The sequence below is a fragment of the Xenorhabdus khoisanae genome, from assembly GCF_001037465.1.
GTDB classification, from domain to species: Bacteria; Pseudomonadota; Gammaproteobacteria; order Enterobacterales; family Enterobacteriaceae; genus Xenorhabdus; species Xenorhabdus khoisanae.
Genome location: NZ_LFCV01000002.1, coordinates 66,109 through 84,722 on the forward strand (window position 1 = coordinate 66,109; position 18,614 = coordinate 84,722).

The window sequence follows — 18,614 nt, forward strand, 5'->3', positions numbered from 1 at the left end:
AATATTTTTAATTTAAAATGTTGGTTAGTCGCTAATTGTTTTTTATTCTTTCTCTTTCGGAATATAGAATAATTCGTTTTGTTTTATTCTATTGGTATTCCATTGTTCACCATTCTTACCAACAACTTCCTCTCTCTGATGTGGTGTGGCAATACGCATTGACCCAATTCCTTTGAAAGCGGAAGGTAATTTACCCAGCGTCAAACTTTCCAGAATCGAATAAGCGGCATCCCCTAATGGTGCGCCATTATTTTGCCAACGTTGATACGTATTGCCGAAGTTTAAAAATGGCTCCCGATCCATCCAGTGAATAATCATGGAAATATGGGCAGGGAATTCGGTGAGAATAGTTTCCTTAACCCACTCTTCCAATTGATATGGATCAACTTTGAGCTCACGTGATTTAATTAAATCACTATTTACCACCACGCTAATCACAAATGAGAAACGGTCCGTATTTTCATATTCCTTACCCGAAAAATGCCAACTGTGCCGCCAGGCTTCTTCTGCGGCAGGGAATGCCAGTGTAGAATGTTTCTGACGCTCAATAATCAAAGTTCCCTTGATGCGATCAAAGCTGACAACTTTTGCATATAATTTTTCTGATTCATTAGAAGATTCTTGCTCCAAACCCACTCCCCCCAACTGTTTTGTCAGGGTAATTTCATTACCTGCGGCAATCAGGGCCGGGAAGGGGGTTTGTGCTGTGCGGGTCAGGCGCCGCTGGTTTTCAGGCAATGAGGATTGATCACTATCATAGGCCAGCCGGTAGTTCATATCTTCCATCCATACCGGGCTATTTTGCCAGACGAGTTTTTTCCCTTTGGCGGCGGTCATTACCCGTTCCAGATTGTATTCCAGTTGAGTACTGTTGCTCACGTCCAGCCAAAACTGATCTCCTGTGGTTTTAGTGATCATTTGACCACGCACGGTAAATCGGTTTTCGTTCTGTTCTCCTTCATAGAGAACTAAATCAATTACCTGTCCCTGTATCAGTTTTCCATCAATACCGGCTTGCTTAATCACCAAGTAATATTGATCATTTTGATAGTTCCTTTCTTCTGTCACCGAATCTGGCTTCTGCTCTTCATCAAACTGGCTGTTGGGTTTGACTGGCAGCAATGCCCGATGTTCTACCAGATAAAAAGGCAGTTTGCTCAAGTCAGGCTTTGGTTTAAATAATTCACCCCCTAACCCCATACGGGCAGCAATGCGCTTTTGTAGCGACGAAACTTGATCGATCCGAATATTGGCTCGGTGATAAGTTAATGTCGGTTGTTGAGCCAGATAGCCTTGTTGCACGGCACGAAAATCACTGATGTTGGTGGTAAAGGTACGTGGTGCTCGCTGAGTGCCAAAGTATCCGAGCAGATAATTGACAATATCCAATTCGTGATCGTTATCGTGTGCAATCTCTTTTAGTACTTTCTTTAATTCGTAAGCGTAATTTTGGTGGGCATCATCATTGACAGAACCCGGCTTAAATGGCCATTGATCACCCCAAACTTCATATCCCTCACGCTTAAAAGCCAACAATTTTGGCAGCATGGCAATTTGCTGGCAGCCGCAAGCCAACAATTGTTCAAATGGCAGCATAAATTGATGAAGTGATAACAGGCGTTGCGCATGTTCACTTTCAGATAAAGGCTGCTGTAATTTGTAGCAAGCGGGCAACGTATCGCTGACGGGGTAATAGCGACCCACATCGCGATGCCGACCATAAGCCAATAGCACAGGTTTATTCTGAATAAGAGGAGGATGGGATAAGGATAAACTTTTTCGAATGCTGTTTTCATCAACCGTAACGCTGATCCCACCTTTGGCGATCACCCTCAGTGGGCCATCATGTTGTGCCAATTGATGAATCGGATCTTTACCCCACAAACGAGGGTAGTAGCCTTCTTTTATTGACCATGACCAGCTATCCCCTTTAATCGGCTCAATCAGGGTCTTATCAAAATTTTCATTCAGTCGAAGACGATTTACATTCTGTATTCCCTTAATCTCAAGCAGCTTATTGACCAGCCGGCTAAGATTGAGCTTGAGCCGTTTGGTATAATCACGGGCTGTCGGCAATTCAGGGATCCAGCCATGTTCTAATCGTGGTCCTTCAAAGATTTCATCATTACGCATTTCCGCATCTTGTAGTGTTTCGGTACTGAAACGCTGCGCCTCAGGCATCAGATACTGTTCTGCTGTGCTATAGACGGCAGCAAAAATACCAGCGACATTTTGCACATCGTCATCCAGTTCAATATCCAGTAATAGCGGAAAATCAACCGGTTTTGTCCAGATTCTCTGACTGACCAATTCACCAATATTGCGGTTTTGAGTCAAAAAATCGATTAATTGTTGGGTAGCATTATCCAAATTCTCCTGAGTACGACGGGTCGGTTCCAGATAAAGCCAATAATTTCCCCGCAGGGTAAACTTTTTCGCATCTTTACGCTCGACAAAGCTATATTCCCTTTTGGTGGCATCATACCAATAGGTATAGCGTTGTGTTTCCGGTTCACGTACCAGTTGCACGTTACGGAACAGAAAATCCCCTTTGTCCTGTTCTGACTCTGGCTTTGCTCCTGTCCAGTCACTGCTATGCAGATCAAGTAATGCCTTCCGATAATCATCAGTGGTGATTGGCCCACAAGTCAGTGTATTGTGGGGGCCAAATTCAGCGGGAAAAATTCCATCTTGCTGTTTCTGCTCATTAGGGGCAGGGGTCAGTAAGTCTGTCGGAGGAAGAGTATGACGGTAAGCTAAATCTGACACACCGTAACTGAGTCCTTCCAGAAAGGTGATACCGGGATCGTGTTCCGCTGTGTCGCTCCACAATTTTCCTGCCTGTTGCTCAACCACCTGATGAGCCTGTTCCAGCAAGGTATCAAAGTGAATATCGTCTTTCACACTGTGAAATAGTGCATCTTGATTACTCATAGTTATTTCCTCGGCATTGCAGCTTGTCATCTGCTTCCCAGACCAAAATCAGCACTTCATTATCTTTGGCTTCCACTGATGCGGTGATATCACTGTCTTTAGCCGCTTCCGACCGACGCAGCGTCAGACAAGTGACCCGCTCAACCAGCGGCTGCTGTTGGATAGTTGCCAGTAATTGGTAATAACTAATGCTGTTATTCAGCGTGACGGGGCGTTTCTCATCGACGCTCCAGGGCATATATGTCTCGCTGAGTTGCTGTCGTAGCTGGCGATAACCAAAATCTTCGTTAACATCCGGCTTAAAAATCACGTTGTAATTGATTTTTACATCAATGTATTGAGGATTGCTGATCTCAATCTCAGCCCATGGAGAGCCTTTTTGCTGTAACCATTCGGCCATTCCTTGCAGGCGGGCAGGGTTTAACACCGGACGCAAAGGATCATCGCTGTCGTTGTATTGGTTAGCCGGAATGATGGTCAGTTGCTGTTTCTCCAGTGCGGGGACTCGCGTGAGTTCATCATGGCCGGGGTACTTAACATCAAAAATGCTGACATAACGCTCTTTTAACAGTGTCGCCATATTGCCCCAGGTTAAGGCGCGGTTACGGTGGGACAGATGTTGAGCTCCCCGTGCAAAAAAAGCGCTGTAGGATTCCGGTACACGCCCATTCCACGACGGCCAAGGCTGACTGATCGAAGCCACCTCCATGATAGGCTCAACGGGACGTTGAATAGTGTCTGCCGGTAATGGCGTCAAGAAATGGCTGTTGCTGATGCTATCGGCATTCGTTAATGTCGCTGTCATGGCGTTATAGATCAAGCCGTCTAACCAAGGAGTTTTTCCCCATGAACCTTTGTGTGTGGGGATAACCATGACTGCCTTTAACCAATAGCGCCCTGTTGGCATCCGGGTAATTTCTTCAGCAGAAGCAGAAGCATCCGCAGGCAATACAACTTGCCAGATGCCATCTTGATACAGATATTTGGTTTCATCTTTGACCCACGCATCTAATGCAACCCATTGATTCTTATTATTCAGGTAATACCAGAAAACGTTTTCGGGTTGCTGTGGCGATTTTAATTTCCAATACAGCGATAGGGTTTGTCCCGGCTTGACGTCAGTGATACCAAGGTATAATGCGGGGTTTTCTTCCAATGGTTCAATTTCAGGGCTATAACCAAAGGGGGTTAAGTGAAATGTCTTGAATGAAGCTTTATCTATAGTTGTTTTTTGCACCTTTAGTGCGGTGACTGTAGGCAGTGGTTGGCTGTTTTTTCCCTGTAGCCTGAGTACTGGCTCACTGAAAATCAGGTTATCCAGATCCTCTGGTGCACGGGTTGCTGGCTCTTTATCTGCCAGCATCATTATGACTTCTTTTTTATTTCTCTCAGCTGTATTTTTCTCAACTTGTAAAGTTAGCCATTGATTACCACTTCTGATTTGTGCCACCAAATTCTGGCTATCCATGTCCTTATCAAAGGTAATCGTTATCTCTCTTGCTCCTTCTTCCATCGCCAGATGTTTGGAAGTGATCAACATCCCGCCCAGTACCGATTTATCCAAATCAGTTTCACTGAATAACCGTATTCCACCAGATGGCAATGATAATTGTGCCTGTGAATTCCAGGGAGTCGCGGTGATCCATTGCTGTTGTTCTTTTTTACGGAGCCAGCGCAATTCACTAATATAGCCACGGTTTGCCAGCAAACTGGTATCCAGCGCATATTGCAAGGCATTGCCGTGTTCATCTTGCCCTGCTTCAAATAAAGTGCCTTTAGTGAGTAGTTGTTCTGTGACTGTGGTATTCAGTTCTACAGATAAGGCAACTTGATCAGGTCGAGCCGGACGGGGAGATAGCCCCAAAAGCGCCCGATAATAGAGATTGCGATGCGCCGCCGGTAAGGTATTCAATAAGGATATTGGTGTTTCCAGTAATCGTAATACCGCTAGTAGAAAAGCTTGATGAGGTAATAAATTCCCATTGGCTTCGATTTTCCCTTGATATAATTCGGCCAGTTTCTCTGGCGTACTATCTTTCTTAAAGAAAAAATCATTCCAATGCTTATCGGTTTGATTAAAGGGAATTATTTTAGTGTACTCCTCAATATATTGGAGTAATTGCAAACTGGTTCGGCTATCTAATTTAAAATCGCTCATCGGCACCAAATCTGACAATTTTTTATTTAACTCAGTTAATTCCATAATATCACCTGTGTGGCACAGCGATTCCTCTGTGAATAAATACTTATTCACACCCTTTAATTTCTATTTAATTCAGCCAATGCCTTAATTCACAGTGGCAAAGTTTTGTTGGGTGATAAAACTGCCTTTGCCTGATGAAGGGCTTGGGTAATTAGGATCAGGTTGAGGTGGATTCACATTACCATTTATGGCTGGTGATTGAGGCGTAAATATGGCCGTAAATTTTTTCCCTTTGATAATTAAAGCAGCATCACTGGTACATTGAAGGGCTTGCTGGCTGCTATCTAACGCCGTGATAGTAATGGTGCCAGTTCCCGGTGTCATATGAGTTGTTGTGGTATAAGTTGCAGAAACAGTAACCCGTTTCTCGTCTCCCAAAATGCAAACTTTTTTGCCGTTGACCTGTGCATGACCTGTTCCATTGATTTTAATCAATCCGGGAATGTTCACCTTTCGACTCTCAAATTGGGGCTCAAACTGTAATGTGTCGCCGTCAGTTACAATGGGTTCACTCATACCACCTCCATTCCCTGGCCTTCACCCAGCGCCAGTGTTCCTTGAATTTGCTGATTGATATCGCTGCCCCGCAGGCGATACATCACCTGCACTTGCAAGGTATTTTTGCTATTTGGCGACTGACGAACTTGGATATCGGTAATATCTGCCCGTGATTCATAACGTAATACGCTGTCATGGATATGGGATTCAATTTCAGCAAACAGTTCGTTGCGGATATTTTCAAACATAAAATCATTTAATCCACAGCCGTAATTTTCGCGCATCAGGCGTTCCCCCGGCTCAGTACTGAACAGAATATGCAAACTTTGGCGCACATCTTCTGTCCCCTCAGCCATTTCCACCCCCTTTTCAAGGGAAAAGACGGGAGGAAAAGCCCAGCCACGACCATAAAGCTGTGTCAGTATTTGGTTTTCCATTGTTCACCTTTCATTGGGTAAGATTAATTTTGCTGCCTTTGATCTCAACACTGTTTTTGCCAGAAATATTGAGTGATTTCTCCATTTCGGCATTCATGGTCTGCGCTTTCAGTGTTAATTCTTTTTTCGTTGACAGCGAAATATCTTTATCCTGCTGGAGCATTATCTGGTTTTCTCCTGCACTCATTTGAATAGTTTTCTCTTTGCGATTAATCATGATTTGTTGTTGGATTTCTCCTTTTTTCACCACCAAGACTTTTTCCTGATTATCCTGGGTGGGTTCTAAAGGCGCTTTATTTTTCGGGTTGTGCATTGCCCCCAGAATCACCGGATAACGAGGATCATTTTCAAAAAAGCCGACAATCACTTCGTCACCGGGTTCTGGGTAAAAACAGAAACCACTTTCGTGGCTGGCGTAAGGTTTCCCTAATCTGGCCCACAAGAATTCATTCGGACGATTCAGTACCGGCAGAATAATCGGAATGCGGTTCAGGGCTGCCTTGTCCTGCTGATACTTCGCGACTGTCGCAATATGGAGTCCGGTGGCATCGGGTAGCATCGGCAGATATTCCTGTGGTAAGCCAATGCTTAAAGTGGTTTCCCAATCAATTCGCCGGTTAAAACGATGGCGAACCGCAGTAATGCTTGCTGTTCCATCCAGCTGTGAACCAAATCCCGTTAATTGAATGTTGTCCCCTAACTGATAACGTCCATCACCTTTAAGCAGGAATTCGCCTGTAACACCAGAAATGCGCTGATTCAACAACAGTCCCTGTGCCAGATAGCCACTCTCTTGGGTGGTTAACGGGCTGCTGTAGCGAATGTCCCAGCTTGTTTTATTTAAAGACGCCAGCCTGTCAGGAGAAAGTGCGGCTTTGCCCATGGCAACACTGCCGTGGCGACCACCTGATAATTCTTGCTGTTTACTGATATCCCAGCCGCTGACTTCCAGCGAAGCAGGGTTAAGATGGTTATCAAACTGCCAGTTGGCATCCTTGACGATGATATCTTTTTTCTCATCTCCCCGGCTTTTCAGGGTATGGGTTGGGTTGGATTTCAGGGTGTTAGGCTGGACAAGCTGAGCACCTTCTGTCGTGGGTAACAGCCATACGCCGGTTGCCGATAGTCGGCACAACAGAAAACGCCAGTCTGAACAGCGAAATTGCACCATCTGTTCATGTTTTTGATCCAGTGCGTCTATCCGCTCAAAACGAGCCTTGATACCCGCCTGATTCAATAAGGTGTTCAGAATGGTTTTTTCATTACTGGCCTTAAACAGTTGTGAGTGCTGAGTATCTGCCATCAGTTGCAACCGATGTCGGACAACCAAAGTAAGCAATAATTGCTTGTTTTTTATCTTCAAAGAGTTACGGGTAATCAGGCCGTTAAACAGCACTGATTTTCTGCCGCTGTCAGTCAATTCCAGACGCAGGGTTTTCCCTGCCTGACAATGGGCCAGTTCTGCCTGTACATCCGTTTGGCTGAAAGAGGAAAGAGGGCTGTCCGGCAGGCTGAGTTTCAGCGTTGCGGAAGGGATGCTGTTAACGCGGCAGTAAGTATCGACATCAACGGCGGCCAGCAAAGACAGTGCCTTGCCATCGGCAATGATTTTCAGTTGATGGCTCATCAGGCATCTCCTCTGGTGGCCTGCAATATCTCACCCGGTACAAATCCGTTAAGATTATCCAGACCGTTTTGCCAGGCCAGCGTCAGGTAATCAACACCACCAGACAGCGTTGATGCGGTGCTTGCCGCCATCAGGGCCAGCGAAACACCATCCTGTACCCGTAAGGCAATTTTCGCCGGCGATTTCAGGTTTTGCTCTGTCTCCTGTAAGACCAGACTTTCATCCGCCACCAATGTCAGGATGACCCGCGCCCGCAATGGCGTGGCATCACGATCAAACAAGGTGTAATTCACAGACAAACCTTTCGCCCTGCCAGCAAAATAGCCGCGGTTTTCCCAACGCATTTTTCCCCATTTGATTTGCAGGAACCGCGTTTCGTTACTGGTGGCATCCACGCTGCACAACTGCTTGAGCTGCATTAACTGAGCTTCAACAGGGGTTTTGTTGCCCGGCATTGTGGCGTCAAAAATCAGCTCAAGGGATAACCCGGCAGGCTTGGCCTGTACATAAATGCTGCTCTGCTTTTCGCTATTAATTGCCTGGGATTGTTGGTAATCCGTTTGGTAATCCAGTTGCAGGGAATCAGGGTTATACATGGCCTGAATGGTGCCAGCCCGTATTTTTCCTTCCCTGTCTTTATAAGCGTTAATCGTCAGCTTCGCTAAACCACGTTCAATTAAACTCATGGGCGCCATCCTTCCTCATCGCGTAATGCAGCCAGCACTTCGCGTTTAATTTTTTCAACTAAAGCTGCCTCATCCAGACTTTCCTGAATCAAAGAATGGCTTTGTTGATGTGATTCAGTTGCTTGTGTTGGGAGTATTGGTGATGATGAAACCACTTTTGCCTGAATAATTAATTCTCTGATTTCGACGGTCATACTTTGACTCCCAGCCAGCACATATCCTGATAACGCAATTCAAGGGTATTCACCAGAATGGCATTACTGTTCGCGTCAAAATCGCTGGTCTGCCAGCGTACCGGTAAGGCATTGCTCAGCGTCCAACTGGACAAGGGCAGCGAATTTTCGTTTAACAGCATAATCACCACATCCGCATAGGCGATATTTTCTCCACGCAATACACGGTCAAACATCCAGGTCAAAGGAGAAACCGTCATCACACCGCGCTCCAGCGTTAATGTGCCGTGTTGGATTTTTTCAGCCAGATAGTTATTGCGGGCGTTTTCACCGCCTTGGCTGTGCTGGGTGACCTGAAGTTCCCGGTTCAGGCCGGAAATACGTTGAAAACGGATATCCAGTGGATCAGGAATGCCATTAAAAATAAAGCTCGCCATAAAACGGTGGGATACCACGGGGGTGTAATAATCGTTCATTGTGCTCTTTCCTTTTTAAGACAAAAGCGCGCCCGTTTGGGTATCAAATACCAAACTGATCTCGATAAATTCCGCGGGAGACAATACGGCTAAGGCGACTTTCATTATCATTTTCCCGGCACGAATATCCTCTTCGGTCATCGTTTCATTGACGCCTAACAGCACAGTAAATGCCTCATCTTCCCGTGAGCCGTACAAGCCACCCTGTAACCACAGTTGCCGTAGCCAGTTGTAACTTTGTCCCTTGCATTTCATCCACGTCAGTTCGTTATTAGGTTCAAAGATGTACATACGGGCTAATTGCGCCAAATGTACGGTGACATAAGAAACCAGACGTCGTGTTTGTAGGTAACGCCACTGCGTGTTATCTGTGTTTTCCAGTGTGCGGCATCCCCATACGCGTATGCCTTTGCCGGGGAAAGTGCGGATCACATTGAGCGAAGTGCCATTGGTGTCAAACAGTACACTCCCTTGAAGATACGACTTAACCGGCCGGATAACCTGAGACAGGGCAATATTGGCTGGCGCTTTCCATACACCAACTTCGCTATCCGTGTGTTGGATAAGTGCTGCGATAGCGGCAGTGGGGGAGAGCATAATATTTTTGGAACTGGATGTAGCCTGATAAGTGGTTTCCAGACGAGGCCAATAAGCGGCTCCCCATTGGCGATACTCTGACGAGAGACCTTCCAGACATTGCCGTGCCTGTTCAACCTCATCCGGCGCATCCAGCAGCACAAAGAGATTCGTGCGGATCTGGCTTAGTTGCAGCAGTGTACTCCAACCCTGAGACCACAAATTGACTAAAGTTTGTTGCTCATCAGTCACATTGTCATTCAGTCGGGCGATATCCGGTGCCAAAATCAGGGTGATCTGCGTTTCCCCACCAATGGCTTCTTGCACCATGTCAGAGCTTAATGCCGCCATCAGTGCTTCGGCTTCCGCTTGGGTCATGTTTGCTGAGGGCATATTTCCTGACAGTGGCAAAACAAAAGCCCGTTGTCCGCCATTATCGAAATAGTGCCTTACCGCCAATGCCATCAGATGATCGTCGCCAAATCGCTGGGTATATTCCGCCAGATTGTCGATACGAACTGCGGTTTTTGCTTGTTGTTGATTGCGGACGGTATAGCCAATAAATACCGGCACTGCGCTGGGTATCTCTTGCTGGCCTGTGGTAATTATACTTTCTGTCAAGGTCACGCCCGGTTGAATTCTTTCCATCATCATCTCCTTTAATTGGGTGAGATAGGCACTGTTAATACAGTGCCCGGTGTTTAATCACGGAGATTACTGAGCGACATCCTGCGTAAATTGCAGGACGATAAATTCAGCCGGTCGCACTGCGGCCAGACCTACTTTCATGATCATTTTGCCTTGTTTGATATCTGCATCAGACATGGTGATATCCTGACCGATATGGACAAAATAAGCCTCTTCCGGGCTGTTCCCCATCAGGGCATTTTTTTGCCAGAGGGCATAAAGATATTGGTCAACGGCAGCCTTGGCGCGCATCCATGTCGGTTGATTATTGGTTTCAAATAACACGGCACGCAGTGCCTGACGGATATCACGTTCAACGGAATTGAACAGGCGACGGACAGGAATGTAACGCCAGTTGATCTCACCGTTCTGAGCATAAGTACGCGCCCCCCAAACCATCAAGCCACGGCCGGTAAATGAACGGATGACATTGATGCCATTCTCATTCATGGTGCCTTGCCGTTCGTCATCGACTTTATCAGTCAGACCTTTGATTCCGCTGAGTGCAACGTTGGCGGGAGCTTTCCAGACGCCACGCTGGCTATCAGTTTGGCAATAAATTCCTGCGATGGCAGCACTGGGTGAAAGGGTGAGATTATCTTGTTGTATTTCTTGCAATCTGATATCAATTTCTTGTGCCAGCGCTTTATCTGTTTCCCTAAGTTTATCCAGAGTTTTCAGCTTGTCCTTGCCTGATGCGTTCTCATAACCACTGATAACAATGTTCTGATCGTCGGGCAAGGTGGAGAATTTCAGGTTTGTTTCCAACTGAGGATAATAGGCGGCGATCTTGGTGCTATTTGCCATGCCAGACACCGATTTACCATCAAGGCTATCTGCAATCAGGAAATAGCCCACTTTTTTGTTATCACTATTCAATAGGGGGCTGACTGCACTGTAGACTCTGTTTTTATAACCCTGATCTTCTTCTGGACAAACCAACAGAGTGATATCCCCTTTTTGTTCTATCACCTTAGGAATGGGGTCCAGAGCCGACTCGCCATTAATATTGTTTAATGGGTAGATATAACAAGCCCCGCCTCCATTTTGAAAATAGAGCTTCAAGGCTTCTACGGCTTGAGATAGATTGACTCTCTCAATATTGTGAATCCATTTTTTGGGTTCTTCTTCGGCTGCCGAGAGAGTTTGAACTTTGGGAGTTTCTTGGGTTGCGGTCTCTTTATTTTCGACTTTTTCTTTTTTGGCCTGTTCTTTTTTTGTTGCGCCATCAGAAGAGGCTTCAAGACTAGAGCGGATGACAATTTCTGTCACTGGTGCCAAAGAAAAAGAGGAAGTAAATTCAAGCCAATTGCTGATACGAATACAGGTTTGGGTTGGCTCCGCAGTTTTTGGGGTGAACTTACCAATAAAAACAGGCACGGCAGTGGGACTGTTGCTGACCGATAATGCAAGGGAAGCATCTTCTTCAATATAAACGCCGGGCGTTTTTAGATTAGCTGGCATGATAATTCCTCATCAATTAATGTGATTAACGCTGTTCTACATCTTGCGTAAACTGGAGGATGATAAATTCTGCCGGTCGAACGGCCGCCAGGCCGATTTTTACTATCATTTGTCCCTGATTAATTTGGTCTGGCGTCATCGTAATTCCTTTGCCAATCTGCACGAAATAGGCATCTTCTTCTTTGCTGCCAGCCAATCCCCCTTGTTGCCACAGGCTATGAAGGTAATTGCTGATTGCCGCCCTGACACGTTCCCACGTTGGTTGGCTGTTAGGTTCAAACATGGCAAAGCTCATAGCGCGCTTAACATCCCGCTCGACGGTATTGAATAAGCGACGCACAGGGACATAGCGCCAGTTGTCATTATCTTCCAGCGTCCTTGCTCCCCAAACGGTGGCACCGGTATTGCTGAAATTCCGAATCATATTGATGGCACGACCGGAGTTATATGCACTCTGAACTTCATCCGTGATCAAAAATGCAGGTTCCAGTCCGCCTTTCAATGCGATATTGGCGGGAGCTTTCCACACGCCACGGGAGAGATCGACGGAGGCGTAAACGCCTGCCATAACCGCACTCGGTGGAATGGTGATTTTTGCCCAATCCGTTTTCAGCCACGGGTAGTAAACTGCGGCGAACGCGGTGGCGTCATATTTGTTCTTGACTGTTTCTGCATTCGCGATGGTCAACGCTTCTTCAGGGCCATCAAAAATGGCAAATAACCCTTTTCCCGGCTGACATAAAGTTGCCGCGGCTGTTTTAATATCTTCACCTGCCGCAACCAGCAAAGTGACATCATCTAAGGTTGGAATAAGTTTTTCTAAATTTGGGGTTTTGATGAGATAACAATAACCCCCGCCATTGGTAAAATAAGCCCGCAGAGAAACTGACAATTTATCCTCATTGTCAAAGTTGCCTACCAGATTAAGATAATCCATCCAGGAATTAATTCGGTGTGCAGTCTCTTCATTAATCTGTTTGTTTTCTTTGTTCACTGCAAAAACAGGAACGGCGGTGGCACTATTTGATACGGATAATGCCAGGCTATTTAATTCTTCAATATAAACGCCAGGATAACTGGTAACGGTTGTCATAAAAAAATCCTTTATACGAAATGATTAACTATTAATGCCTCAAACAGCCTGCATGGTGACGCGATCGGCTGTCAGGGTAATTTCCTGAACGGCAATATCATTGCTGGTGGCATCAAAGGAAGGAGACGTCAATGAGGTAGGGAAAGCATTAGCAACATTCCAGGTCATTAATAATTCAGTGCCTGCGTCATTGGTTAAACTAATGGAAATATCTTTTTTCTCAACCTGATTAAGTTGGATAGAATTAATCCAGTCAAATAATTCAGTTTTGCCCGGAAAAACACCTTTACGCAGGGTAATATTAATCGGCTGACGCTGACCCGGCATTTTAAACCAACTACCCACGCCATCACGGTATTCAATGGTTTCATAATTAATATCCAGCCCTGAAACACTATTAAATGGAATATGTTCATCTCCGACGGAAACAACGAAACGATAAGAAGGAATAGGGTATTCAACAGCAATCTGAGATGTGCTTGTAGACATAGTAGCCTCTTTTTTAAATAAAAATGGTTGTAATTGATTAAATAGGATGCAGAAAATATATGCTCAGATAAAGCTACCGCCACAAAATGAAAGTAAACTTCATTCTGAAAAAAACTTCACTCTGAAAAAATTGTATGTGGCTGTATCAGGCTTATATCGATATTTATCGTGCCGAAAAATTTATAATGAGTACATTGCCAATAATGCAAATTGCTTTTTATGCAATTTTATTTTTCTTAAAATAAGAAGTTGTTTAAGAATTGCTTAATGACATTTAATTAATGCGTGTTAAAAATGATTTAATAGATAAAATGTAAAATATTAATAGTGAAATAAAGATTAAATAAAGATCGAATGTTAAAGTTGTTAATAGATAAATAATAGGGAGGTGTAGATGTGATAATTGGGGGTTATAGAAATTTCTTAAGACATAATTTGGCGCAATCCAGGAATTTGATAATTCTAAAAATTGCGCCATTTTTATCTATTCAAATATTTCTAACTAACTTATACCCAATGGATTTCAAGTTGCGTCGCGGCGGCAAGGGAACGAATCCCCAGGAGCATAGATAACTATGTGACTGGGGTGAGTGAGTGCAGCCAACAAAGAGGCAACTTGAAAGACGAAGGGTATAGATTCGGATATTCCTTCAATAATATTTATCGCCAGCACCGTCAACTTGCATTACCCTGCCGGTACGCCAGTGCTACTGTCAATGATTGCACTAAACACAAGGTTGCCGATTGAGAACGGAACGCATCAACCTGTGCTTCCTTCACGACAAAGCAAACATCGCTGAAACTGGCCAGCGGGCTAATTTGGCTATCCGTGATCACAATTTGTTTTGCCCCTGCCTTTGCCGCTCTTTCACTTACCATTACGGTTTCTTCTGCATACGGCGTAAAGCTGATGGATACCACAACATCTTTGGGGCCGACCATATTCATTTGTTCGCGGAACATACCACCTAAACCATCGATCAACATAGGGCGGCATTCGAGATGACTGAGGGCATAAGCAAGGTATGATGCAACACTGAAAGAGCGACGCAGCCCAATAATGTAAATATTGTGCGCACTTGCCAGCAAATTCACCGCCTTATTTAAATCCTCTGCCGATGTGCGGGCAGCGAGTTGTTGCATGGCCTGAGCATTGGAATGGGCAAATTCCTGCAAAATATGTTGGGGTTCTTCCGGTATTTGATAAGCGCTGTCTAATTCTTTGAACAAGCGTGCCCGATCGGTATAGCTGGCGGTTTCTTCCACCAGATTCATGCGAAATAATTGTTTCATTTCATTGAATCCACTGAAATTAAAGGCATTGGCAAAGCGGATCAAAGTGGAAGGCGGAACGTCAGCTTCTTTTGCGATAACGGCAACAGTATCAAATGCAACGCTGTTCGTATTATCCAGTATATATCTTGCAACCTGTTGTAATCTTTTACTTAATTCACCATAGCGTGAGCGTACTTGCTCTTGAAGTTCATTCAGGTTAGATGCAGCAGACATAATGCCTCCATAAAGAAATTTTAATGAAACAGGTAATTCGTTCATCAGGCAATTATGCTTGATGCAGGCGAAGATATTCGCAAGTTGCCACTGTATGATGAATATAATTGCATAAAAATAACGTGTTGATCACATTAATTAAAGTGCATTTCAATTTTTATTGAAAGTGAAATATATATTTCATATATCTGTAGCATCTTGATTCAACTTCTATTGATTCAATCGTCATTGTATTTTTAGAGAGGCTCAGAATGGAACAGGTTAAAAATTTTATTGGCGGGCAACTCACTGATAGCCAAAGTAGTCGTATTTCATCTATCTTTAATCCGGCCACAGGGCAGGTGGTTCGGCAGGTTGCCTTAAGCACAACTCATGAGACTCAGCATGCTATTGAATCTGCCCACTTGGCCTTTACAGAATGGTCAAAAACCTCCCCGTTGAAACGGGCGAGGATTATGTTTAAGTTCAAGTCACTGCTGGAAGAAAACTGCGACAGATTAGCACGGCTAATTTCTGAAGAGCATGGCAAAATCTATTCTGATGCTGTAGGTGAATTGACACGTGGCCTTGAAGTGGTCGAATTTGCCTGCGGTATTCCCCATCTACAAAAAGGAGAGCACTCTGCTAACGTGGGAACAGGCGTTGACAGCCACTCCCTGATGCAGCCATTAGGTGTTTGTGCTGGCATCACGCCATTTAACTTTCCTGCGATGGTTCCAATGTGGATGTTCCCGGTTGCCTTGGCGACAGGAAATACTTTTGTCTTGAAACCATCTGAAAAAGATCCTTCTCTTTCAATAGAACTGGCGAAATTATTGCAGCAGGCCGGTGTACCGGATGGGGTATTTAATGTTATTCAGGGAGATAAAGAAGCCGTCGACGTGCTGTTAACTGACCCCCGCATTCAGGCTGTCAGTTTTGTTGGTTCAACACCGATTGCAGAATATGTTTATACCACTGCATCGGCGCATGGTAAGCGTTGTCAGGCATTAGGCGGCGCGAAGAACCACAGTGTCCTGATGCCGGATGCTGATATAGATATGGCGGCAAATGCCATCATGGGCGCAGCGTTCGGTGCAGCAGGGGAACGCTGCATGGCATTGTCTGTTGTATTGGCAGTTGGAGATGAGATAGCAGATAAATTGGTAGAAAAACTCCGGCATCAAATCGGCCATATGTCTGTCGGTACTGGTATTACCGAAGGAAAAGAAAATGACATGGGACCAGTGATTACTGAACAGCACAAAGCGAAAATTTGTGACTACATTCGCAGCGGCGTAGAGCAGGGCGCTAAATTGCTGGTGGATGGGCGTGGGTATCAGGTTGCTGGCTATGAAAATGGTTATTTCGTGGGGCCGACTCTGTTTGATTATGTCACGCCAGATATGAAAATTTATAAAGAAGAGATTTTTGGCCCAGTGCTTGCCATTGTTCGCGTACCGGATTATGACACGGCATTGAACTTGGTGAATTACCATGAATATGGCAATGGAGCCGCTATCTTTACCCGTGATGGTGAAACTGCCCGTCAATTTAGTGAAGATGTTCAGGCAGGCATGGTTGGCGTGAATATTCCTATTCCTGTGCCAATGGCATTCCATAGTTTCGGCGGCTGGAAACGTTCCATTTTCGGGCCGCTGAATGTACATGGTAATGACGGCGTGCGTTTCTATACCCGCATGAAAACGGTTACCAGCCGTTGGCCTGCCAGTGTACGTTTAGAACATCACGATAGCAGCTTTGTGATGCCAACAATGGAGTAGCTATTTCTATGCATCATACTTCAATGAATACGAAAAAGATGACGATGGCTCAGGCTCTGGTCAAATTTCTCAATCAACAATATATCTGTGTTGATGGAGAAGAATATCCTTTTATCCGGGGTGTCTTCACAATATTTGGGCACGGTAATGTGGTGGGGTTAGGTCAGGCACTGGAGCAGGAACCGGGACATCTTCGCGTTTACCAAGGTTGTAATGAACAGGGAATGGCACATATTGCCACGGGTTTTGCCAAGCAGAAAAAGCGTCGGCAGATTTTTGCCGTAACTTCTTCTGTTGGGCCGGGTGCTGCCAATATGGTCACGGCTGCGGCAACCGCAACAGCAAACCGTATCCCGCTCTTGTTATTGCCGGGAGATACTTTTGCTTGCCGTCAGCCAGATCCTGTTTTGCAACAGGTAGAACAATATGGTGATGGCACCATTAGTACCAATGATTGCTTTCGTCCGGTATCCCGCTATTGGGATCGCATTTCCAGACCAGAACAATTGATGACAGCAATGATCCACGCCATGCGGGTATTAACCGATCCGGCAGATACAGGCGCCGTCACGATTTGTCTTCCCCAGGATGTACAGGGAGAGGTATGGGATTACCCGGACTACTTCTTCCAGAAGCGGATTCATCAGATTGAGCGTCGTCCCGCTTCTCAGGCGCGGATTCAGGACGCCTTGGCACTGATTCTGCGTAAGAAAAAGCCGCTGTTGATTTGTGGTGGAGGTGTGCGTTATTCCGAAGCCCATGATGTTTTTCGCCATTTCGCTGAAACATTCAATATTCCATTTGCTGAAACACAGGCAGGAAAAAGTGCGGTTGTGGCAGGGCATCCCCTGAATTGTGGCGGAATGGGAACGACGGGCTGTTTAGCTGCGAACTTGCTTGCCAAAGAAGCTGATTTGATTATTGGTGTTGGGACACGTTTTACCGATTTTACAACGGCCTCAAAGTCATTATTCCAGCATCCGGACGTGGAATTTCTCACTATCAATGTAGCGGAGTTTGATGCGTGCAAACTGGATGCGGTAGGTGTATTGGCGGATGCCCGCGAGGGGTTGAATGCTATTGCGCAGGAATTAGCAGAAACAGCATGGCGTTCAGCGTGGCAGCAGGAAATAGCACAGGCCAAATCAGCTTGGCAGAAAGAATTAGAGCGGCTGTTTTCTATTCAGTATCAGGACGGGTTCGAGCCAGAAATTGCGGGGCATTTGGATCATAAGTTAAGTGAGTACAGTGAAACACTGCAAACCAACCTGACCCAGACCCGCGTTCTTGGCCTGATGGATCAGTATCTGGAGCCAAACGCCATCATTGTCGGGGCTGCGGGTTCCCTGCCGGGCGATTTACAGCGGGTTTGGCAACCTAAAGTACCAGATACTTATCATCTGGAATATGGCTACTCCTGCATGGGGTATGAAATTGCGGCATCGTTGGGAGCAAAACTTGCCTGTCCGGAGCAGCCAGTTTATGCGATGGTCGGTGATGGTTCGTATCTGATGCTGAACAGTGAATTACAAACTGCCATTCAGGAAAACATCAAGATCACTGTTCTGTTGTTTGATAATGCCGGGTTCGGCTGCATCAATAACTTGCAGATGAGTCAAGGCATGGGGAGTTTTGCCACGGAAAATCGTTATCGCAATCCGAAAAATGGTCAATTGGATGGAGCCTTGATGCAGGTGGATTTCGCCAAAAATGCGGAAAGTTACGGTTGCAAAAGTTATCGGGTGCATAACGAGCAACAATTGATTACAGCTTTGCTGGATGCGCAAAAACAGCCGCGTGCGACTTTGATAGATATTAAAGTATTGCCAAAAACCATGACGCATGATTATGAATCATGGTGGAGAACAGGAACCGCGCAGATTGCTGAGGAACCAGCGATCACCGAATCGGCGGAAAAAATCAGAGAATATGTGAAAAATAAAGTGCGCCAGTATTAGATAAGACTGACTTCGACAGTAAAACACCTAACCAGACGACT

The 18,614-nt window shown here is 45.4% G+C and carries 15 protein-coding genes; 2 read left to right on the plus strand and 13 right to left on the minus strand.

Annotated features, from left to right (window positions below):
- Positions 1–42 precede the first annotated feature (42 nt).
- From AB204_RS00535 to AB204_RS00595, 13 genes are all read right to left on the minus strand, one after another.
- Positions 43–2,934, minus strand: coding sequence for a hypothetical protein (locus AB204_RS00535; RefSeq protein ID WP_047961444.1), 2,892 nt, complete (start codon positions 2,932–2,934; stop codon positions 43–45).
- Positions 2,927–5,137, minus strand: coding sequence for a baseplate J/gp47 family protein (locus AB204_RS00540; protein WP_047961445.1), 2,211 nt, complete (start codon positions 5,135–5,137; stop codon positions 2,927–2,929). The genes AB204_RS00535 and AB204_RS00540 overlap by 8 nt, the downstream gene beginning before the upstream one ends.
- 84 nt (positions 5,138–5,221) lie before the next feature.
- A complete protein-coding gene (locus tag AB204_RS00545) occupies positions 5,222–5,653 on the minus strand; it encodes a hypothetical protein (RefSeq protein ID WP_047961446.1) in 432 nt (143 codons plus the stop codon).
- Positions 5,650–6,072 carry a GPW/gp25 family protein gene (locus AB204_RS00550; RefSeq protein ID WP_047961447.1) on the minus strand — a complete coding sequence of 141 codons (423 nt, stop codon included), beginning with the start codon at positions 6,070–6,072 and terminating at the stop codon, positions 5,650–5,652. The genes AB204_RS00545 and AB204_RS00550 overlap by 4 nt, the downstream gene beginning before the upstream one ends.
- A gap of 10 nt (positions 6,073–6,082) precedes the next feature.
- The gene (locus tag AB204_RS00555; RefSeq protein ID WP_047961448.1) at positions 6,083–7,699 is read right to left on the minus strand and encodes a phage baseplate assembly protein V; all 1,617 of its coding nucleotides are present in this window, start codon (positions 7,697–7,699) and stop codon (positions 6,083–6,085) included.
- Positions 7,699–8,385, minus strand: coding sequence for a CIS tube protein (locus tag AB204_RS00560; RefSeq protein WP_047961449.1), 687 nt, complete (start codon positions 8,383–8,385; stop codon positions 7,699–7,701). Before AB204_RS00560 ends, AB204_RS00555 begins: the two co-directional genes overlap by 1 nt.
- Positions 8,382–8,579, minus strand: coding sequence for a DUF5908 family protein (locus tag AB204_RS00565; protein ID WP_047961450.1), 198 nt, complete (start codon positions 8,577–8,579; stop codon positions 8,382–8,384). The genes AB204_RS00560 and AB204_RS00565 overlap by 4 nt, the downstream gene beginning before the upstream one ends.
- The gene (locus AB204_RS00570; protein ID WP_047961451.1) at positions 8,576–9,034 is read right to left on the minus strand and encodes a phage tail protein; all 459 of its coding nucleotides are present in this window, start codon (positions 9,032–9,034) and stop codon (positions 8,576–8,578) included. Before AB204_RS00570 ends, AB204_RS00565 begins: the two co-directional genes overlap by 4 nt.
- Before the next feature lie 15 nt (positions 9,035–9,049).
- A complete protein-coding gene (locus AB204_RS00575; protein ID WP_047961452.1) occupies positions 9,050–10,258 on the minus strand; it encodes a phage tail sheath family protein in 1,209 nt (402 codons plus the stop codon).
- 66 nt (positions 10,259–10,324) lie between these two features.
- The gene (locus AB204_RS00580) at positions 10,325–11,761 is read right to left on the minus strand and encodes a phage tail sheath family protein (RefSeq protein ID WP_047961453.1); all 1,437 of its coding nucleotides are present in this window, start codon (positions 11,759–11,761) and stop codon (positions 10,325–10,327) included.
- Between the two features lie 25 nt (positions 11,762–11,786).
- Complete coding sequence (locus AB204_RS00585; protein ID WP_047961454.1) at positions 11,787–12,854, minus strand: phage tail sheath family protein; 1,068 nt, start codon at positions 12,852–12,854, stop codon at positions 11,787–11,789.
- Positions 12,855–12,893: 39 nt separating this feature from the next.
- Positions 12,894–13,343, minus strand: coding sequence for a phage tail protein (locus AB204_RS00590; RefSeq protein ID WP_047961455.1), 450 nt, complete (start codon positions 13,341–13,343; stop codon positions 12,894–12,896).
- 675 nt (positions 13,344–14,018) lie between these two features.
- Entirely contained in the window at positions 14,019–14,852 is an 834-nt protein-coding gene (locus AB204_RS00595) for a MurR/RpiR family transcriptional regulator (protein WP_047961456.1), read from the minus strand.
- Positions 14,853–15,103: 251 nt separating this feature from the next.
- Between AB204_RS00595 and AB204_RS00600 the strand changes: the two genes are divergently transcribed.
- Complete coding sequence (locus AB204_RS00600; protein WP_047961457.1) at positions 15,104–16,615, plus strand: CoA-acylating methylmalonate-semialdehyde dehydrogenase; 1,512 nt, start codon at positions 15,104–15,106, stop codon at positions 16,613–16,615.
- Between the two features lie 23 nt (positions 16,616–16,638).
- Positions 16,639–18,573 carry a 3D-(3,5/4)-trihydroxycyclohexane-1,2-dione acylhydrolase (decyclizing) gene (iolD, locus tag AB204_RS00605; protein WP_200898187.1) on the plus strand — a complete coding sequence of 645 codons (1,935 nt, stop codon included), beginning with the start codon at positions 16,639–16,641 and terminating at the stop codon, positions 18,571–18,573.
- The last annotated feature ends 41 nt before the right edge of the window (positions 18,574–18,614 follow it).

Coding starts and splice junctions, on each gene's coding strand:
- AB204_RS00535 (WP_047961444.1), bottom strand. CDS start 2,934: ATGAGTAATCAAGATGCACTATTTCACAGTGTGAAAGACGATATTCAC.
- AB204_RS00560 (WP_047961449.1), bottom strand. CDS start 8,385: ATGAGTTTAATTGAACGTGGTTTAGCGAAGCTGACGATTAACGCTTAT.
- AB204_RS00555 (WP_047961448.1), bottom strand. CDS start 7,699: ATGAGCCATCAACTGAAAATCATTGCCGATGGCAAGGCACTGTCTTTG.
- AB204_RS00575 (WP_047961452.1), bottom strand. CDS start 10,258: ATGGAAAGAATTCAACCGGGCGTGACCTTGACAGAAAGTATAATTACC.
- iolD (WP_200898187.1), top strand. CDS start 16,639: ATGAATACGAAAAAGATGACGATGGCTCAGGCTCTGGTCAAATTTCTC.
- AB204_RS00565 (WP_047961450.1), bottom strand. CDS start 8,579: ATGACCGTCGAAATCAGAGAATTAATTATTCAGGCAAAAGTGGTTTCA.
- AB204_RS00550 (WP_047961447.1), bottom strand. CDS start 6,072: ATGGAAAACCAAATACTGACACAGCTTTATGGTCGTGGCTGGGCTTTT.
- AB204_RS00590 (WP_047961455.1), bottom strand. CDS start 13,343: ATGTCTACAAGCACATCTCAGATTGCTGTTGAATACCCTATTCCTTCT.
- AB204_RS00585 (WP_047961454.1), bottom strand. CDS start 12,854: ATGACAACCGTTACCAGTTATCCTGGCGTTTATATTGAAGAATTAAAT.
- AB204_RS00540 (WP_047961445.1), bottom strand. CDS start 5,137: ATGGAATTAACTGAGTTAAATAAAAAATTGTCAGATTTGGTGCCGATG.
- AB204_RS00595 (WP_047961456.1), bottom strand. CDS start 14,852: ATGTCTGCTGCATCTAACCTGAATGAACTTCAAGAGCAAGTACGCTCA.
- AB204_RS00570 (WP_047961451.1), bottom strand. CDS start 9,034: ATGAACGATTATTACACCCCCGTGGTATCCCACCGTTTTATGGCGAGC.
- AB204_RS00580 (WP_047961453.1), bottom strand. CDS start 11,761: ATGCCAGCTAATCTAAAAACGCCCGGCGTTTATATTGAAGAAGATGCT.
- AB204_RS00545 (WP_047961446.1), bottom strand. CDS start 5,653: ATGAGTGAACCCATTGTAACTGACGGCGACACATTACAGTTTGAGCCC.
- AB204_RS00600 (WP_047961457.1), top strand. CDS start 15,104: ATGGAACAGGTTAAAAATTTTATTGGCGGGCAACTCACTGATAGCCAA.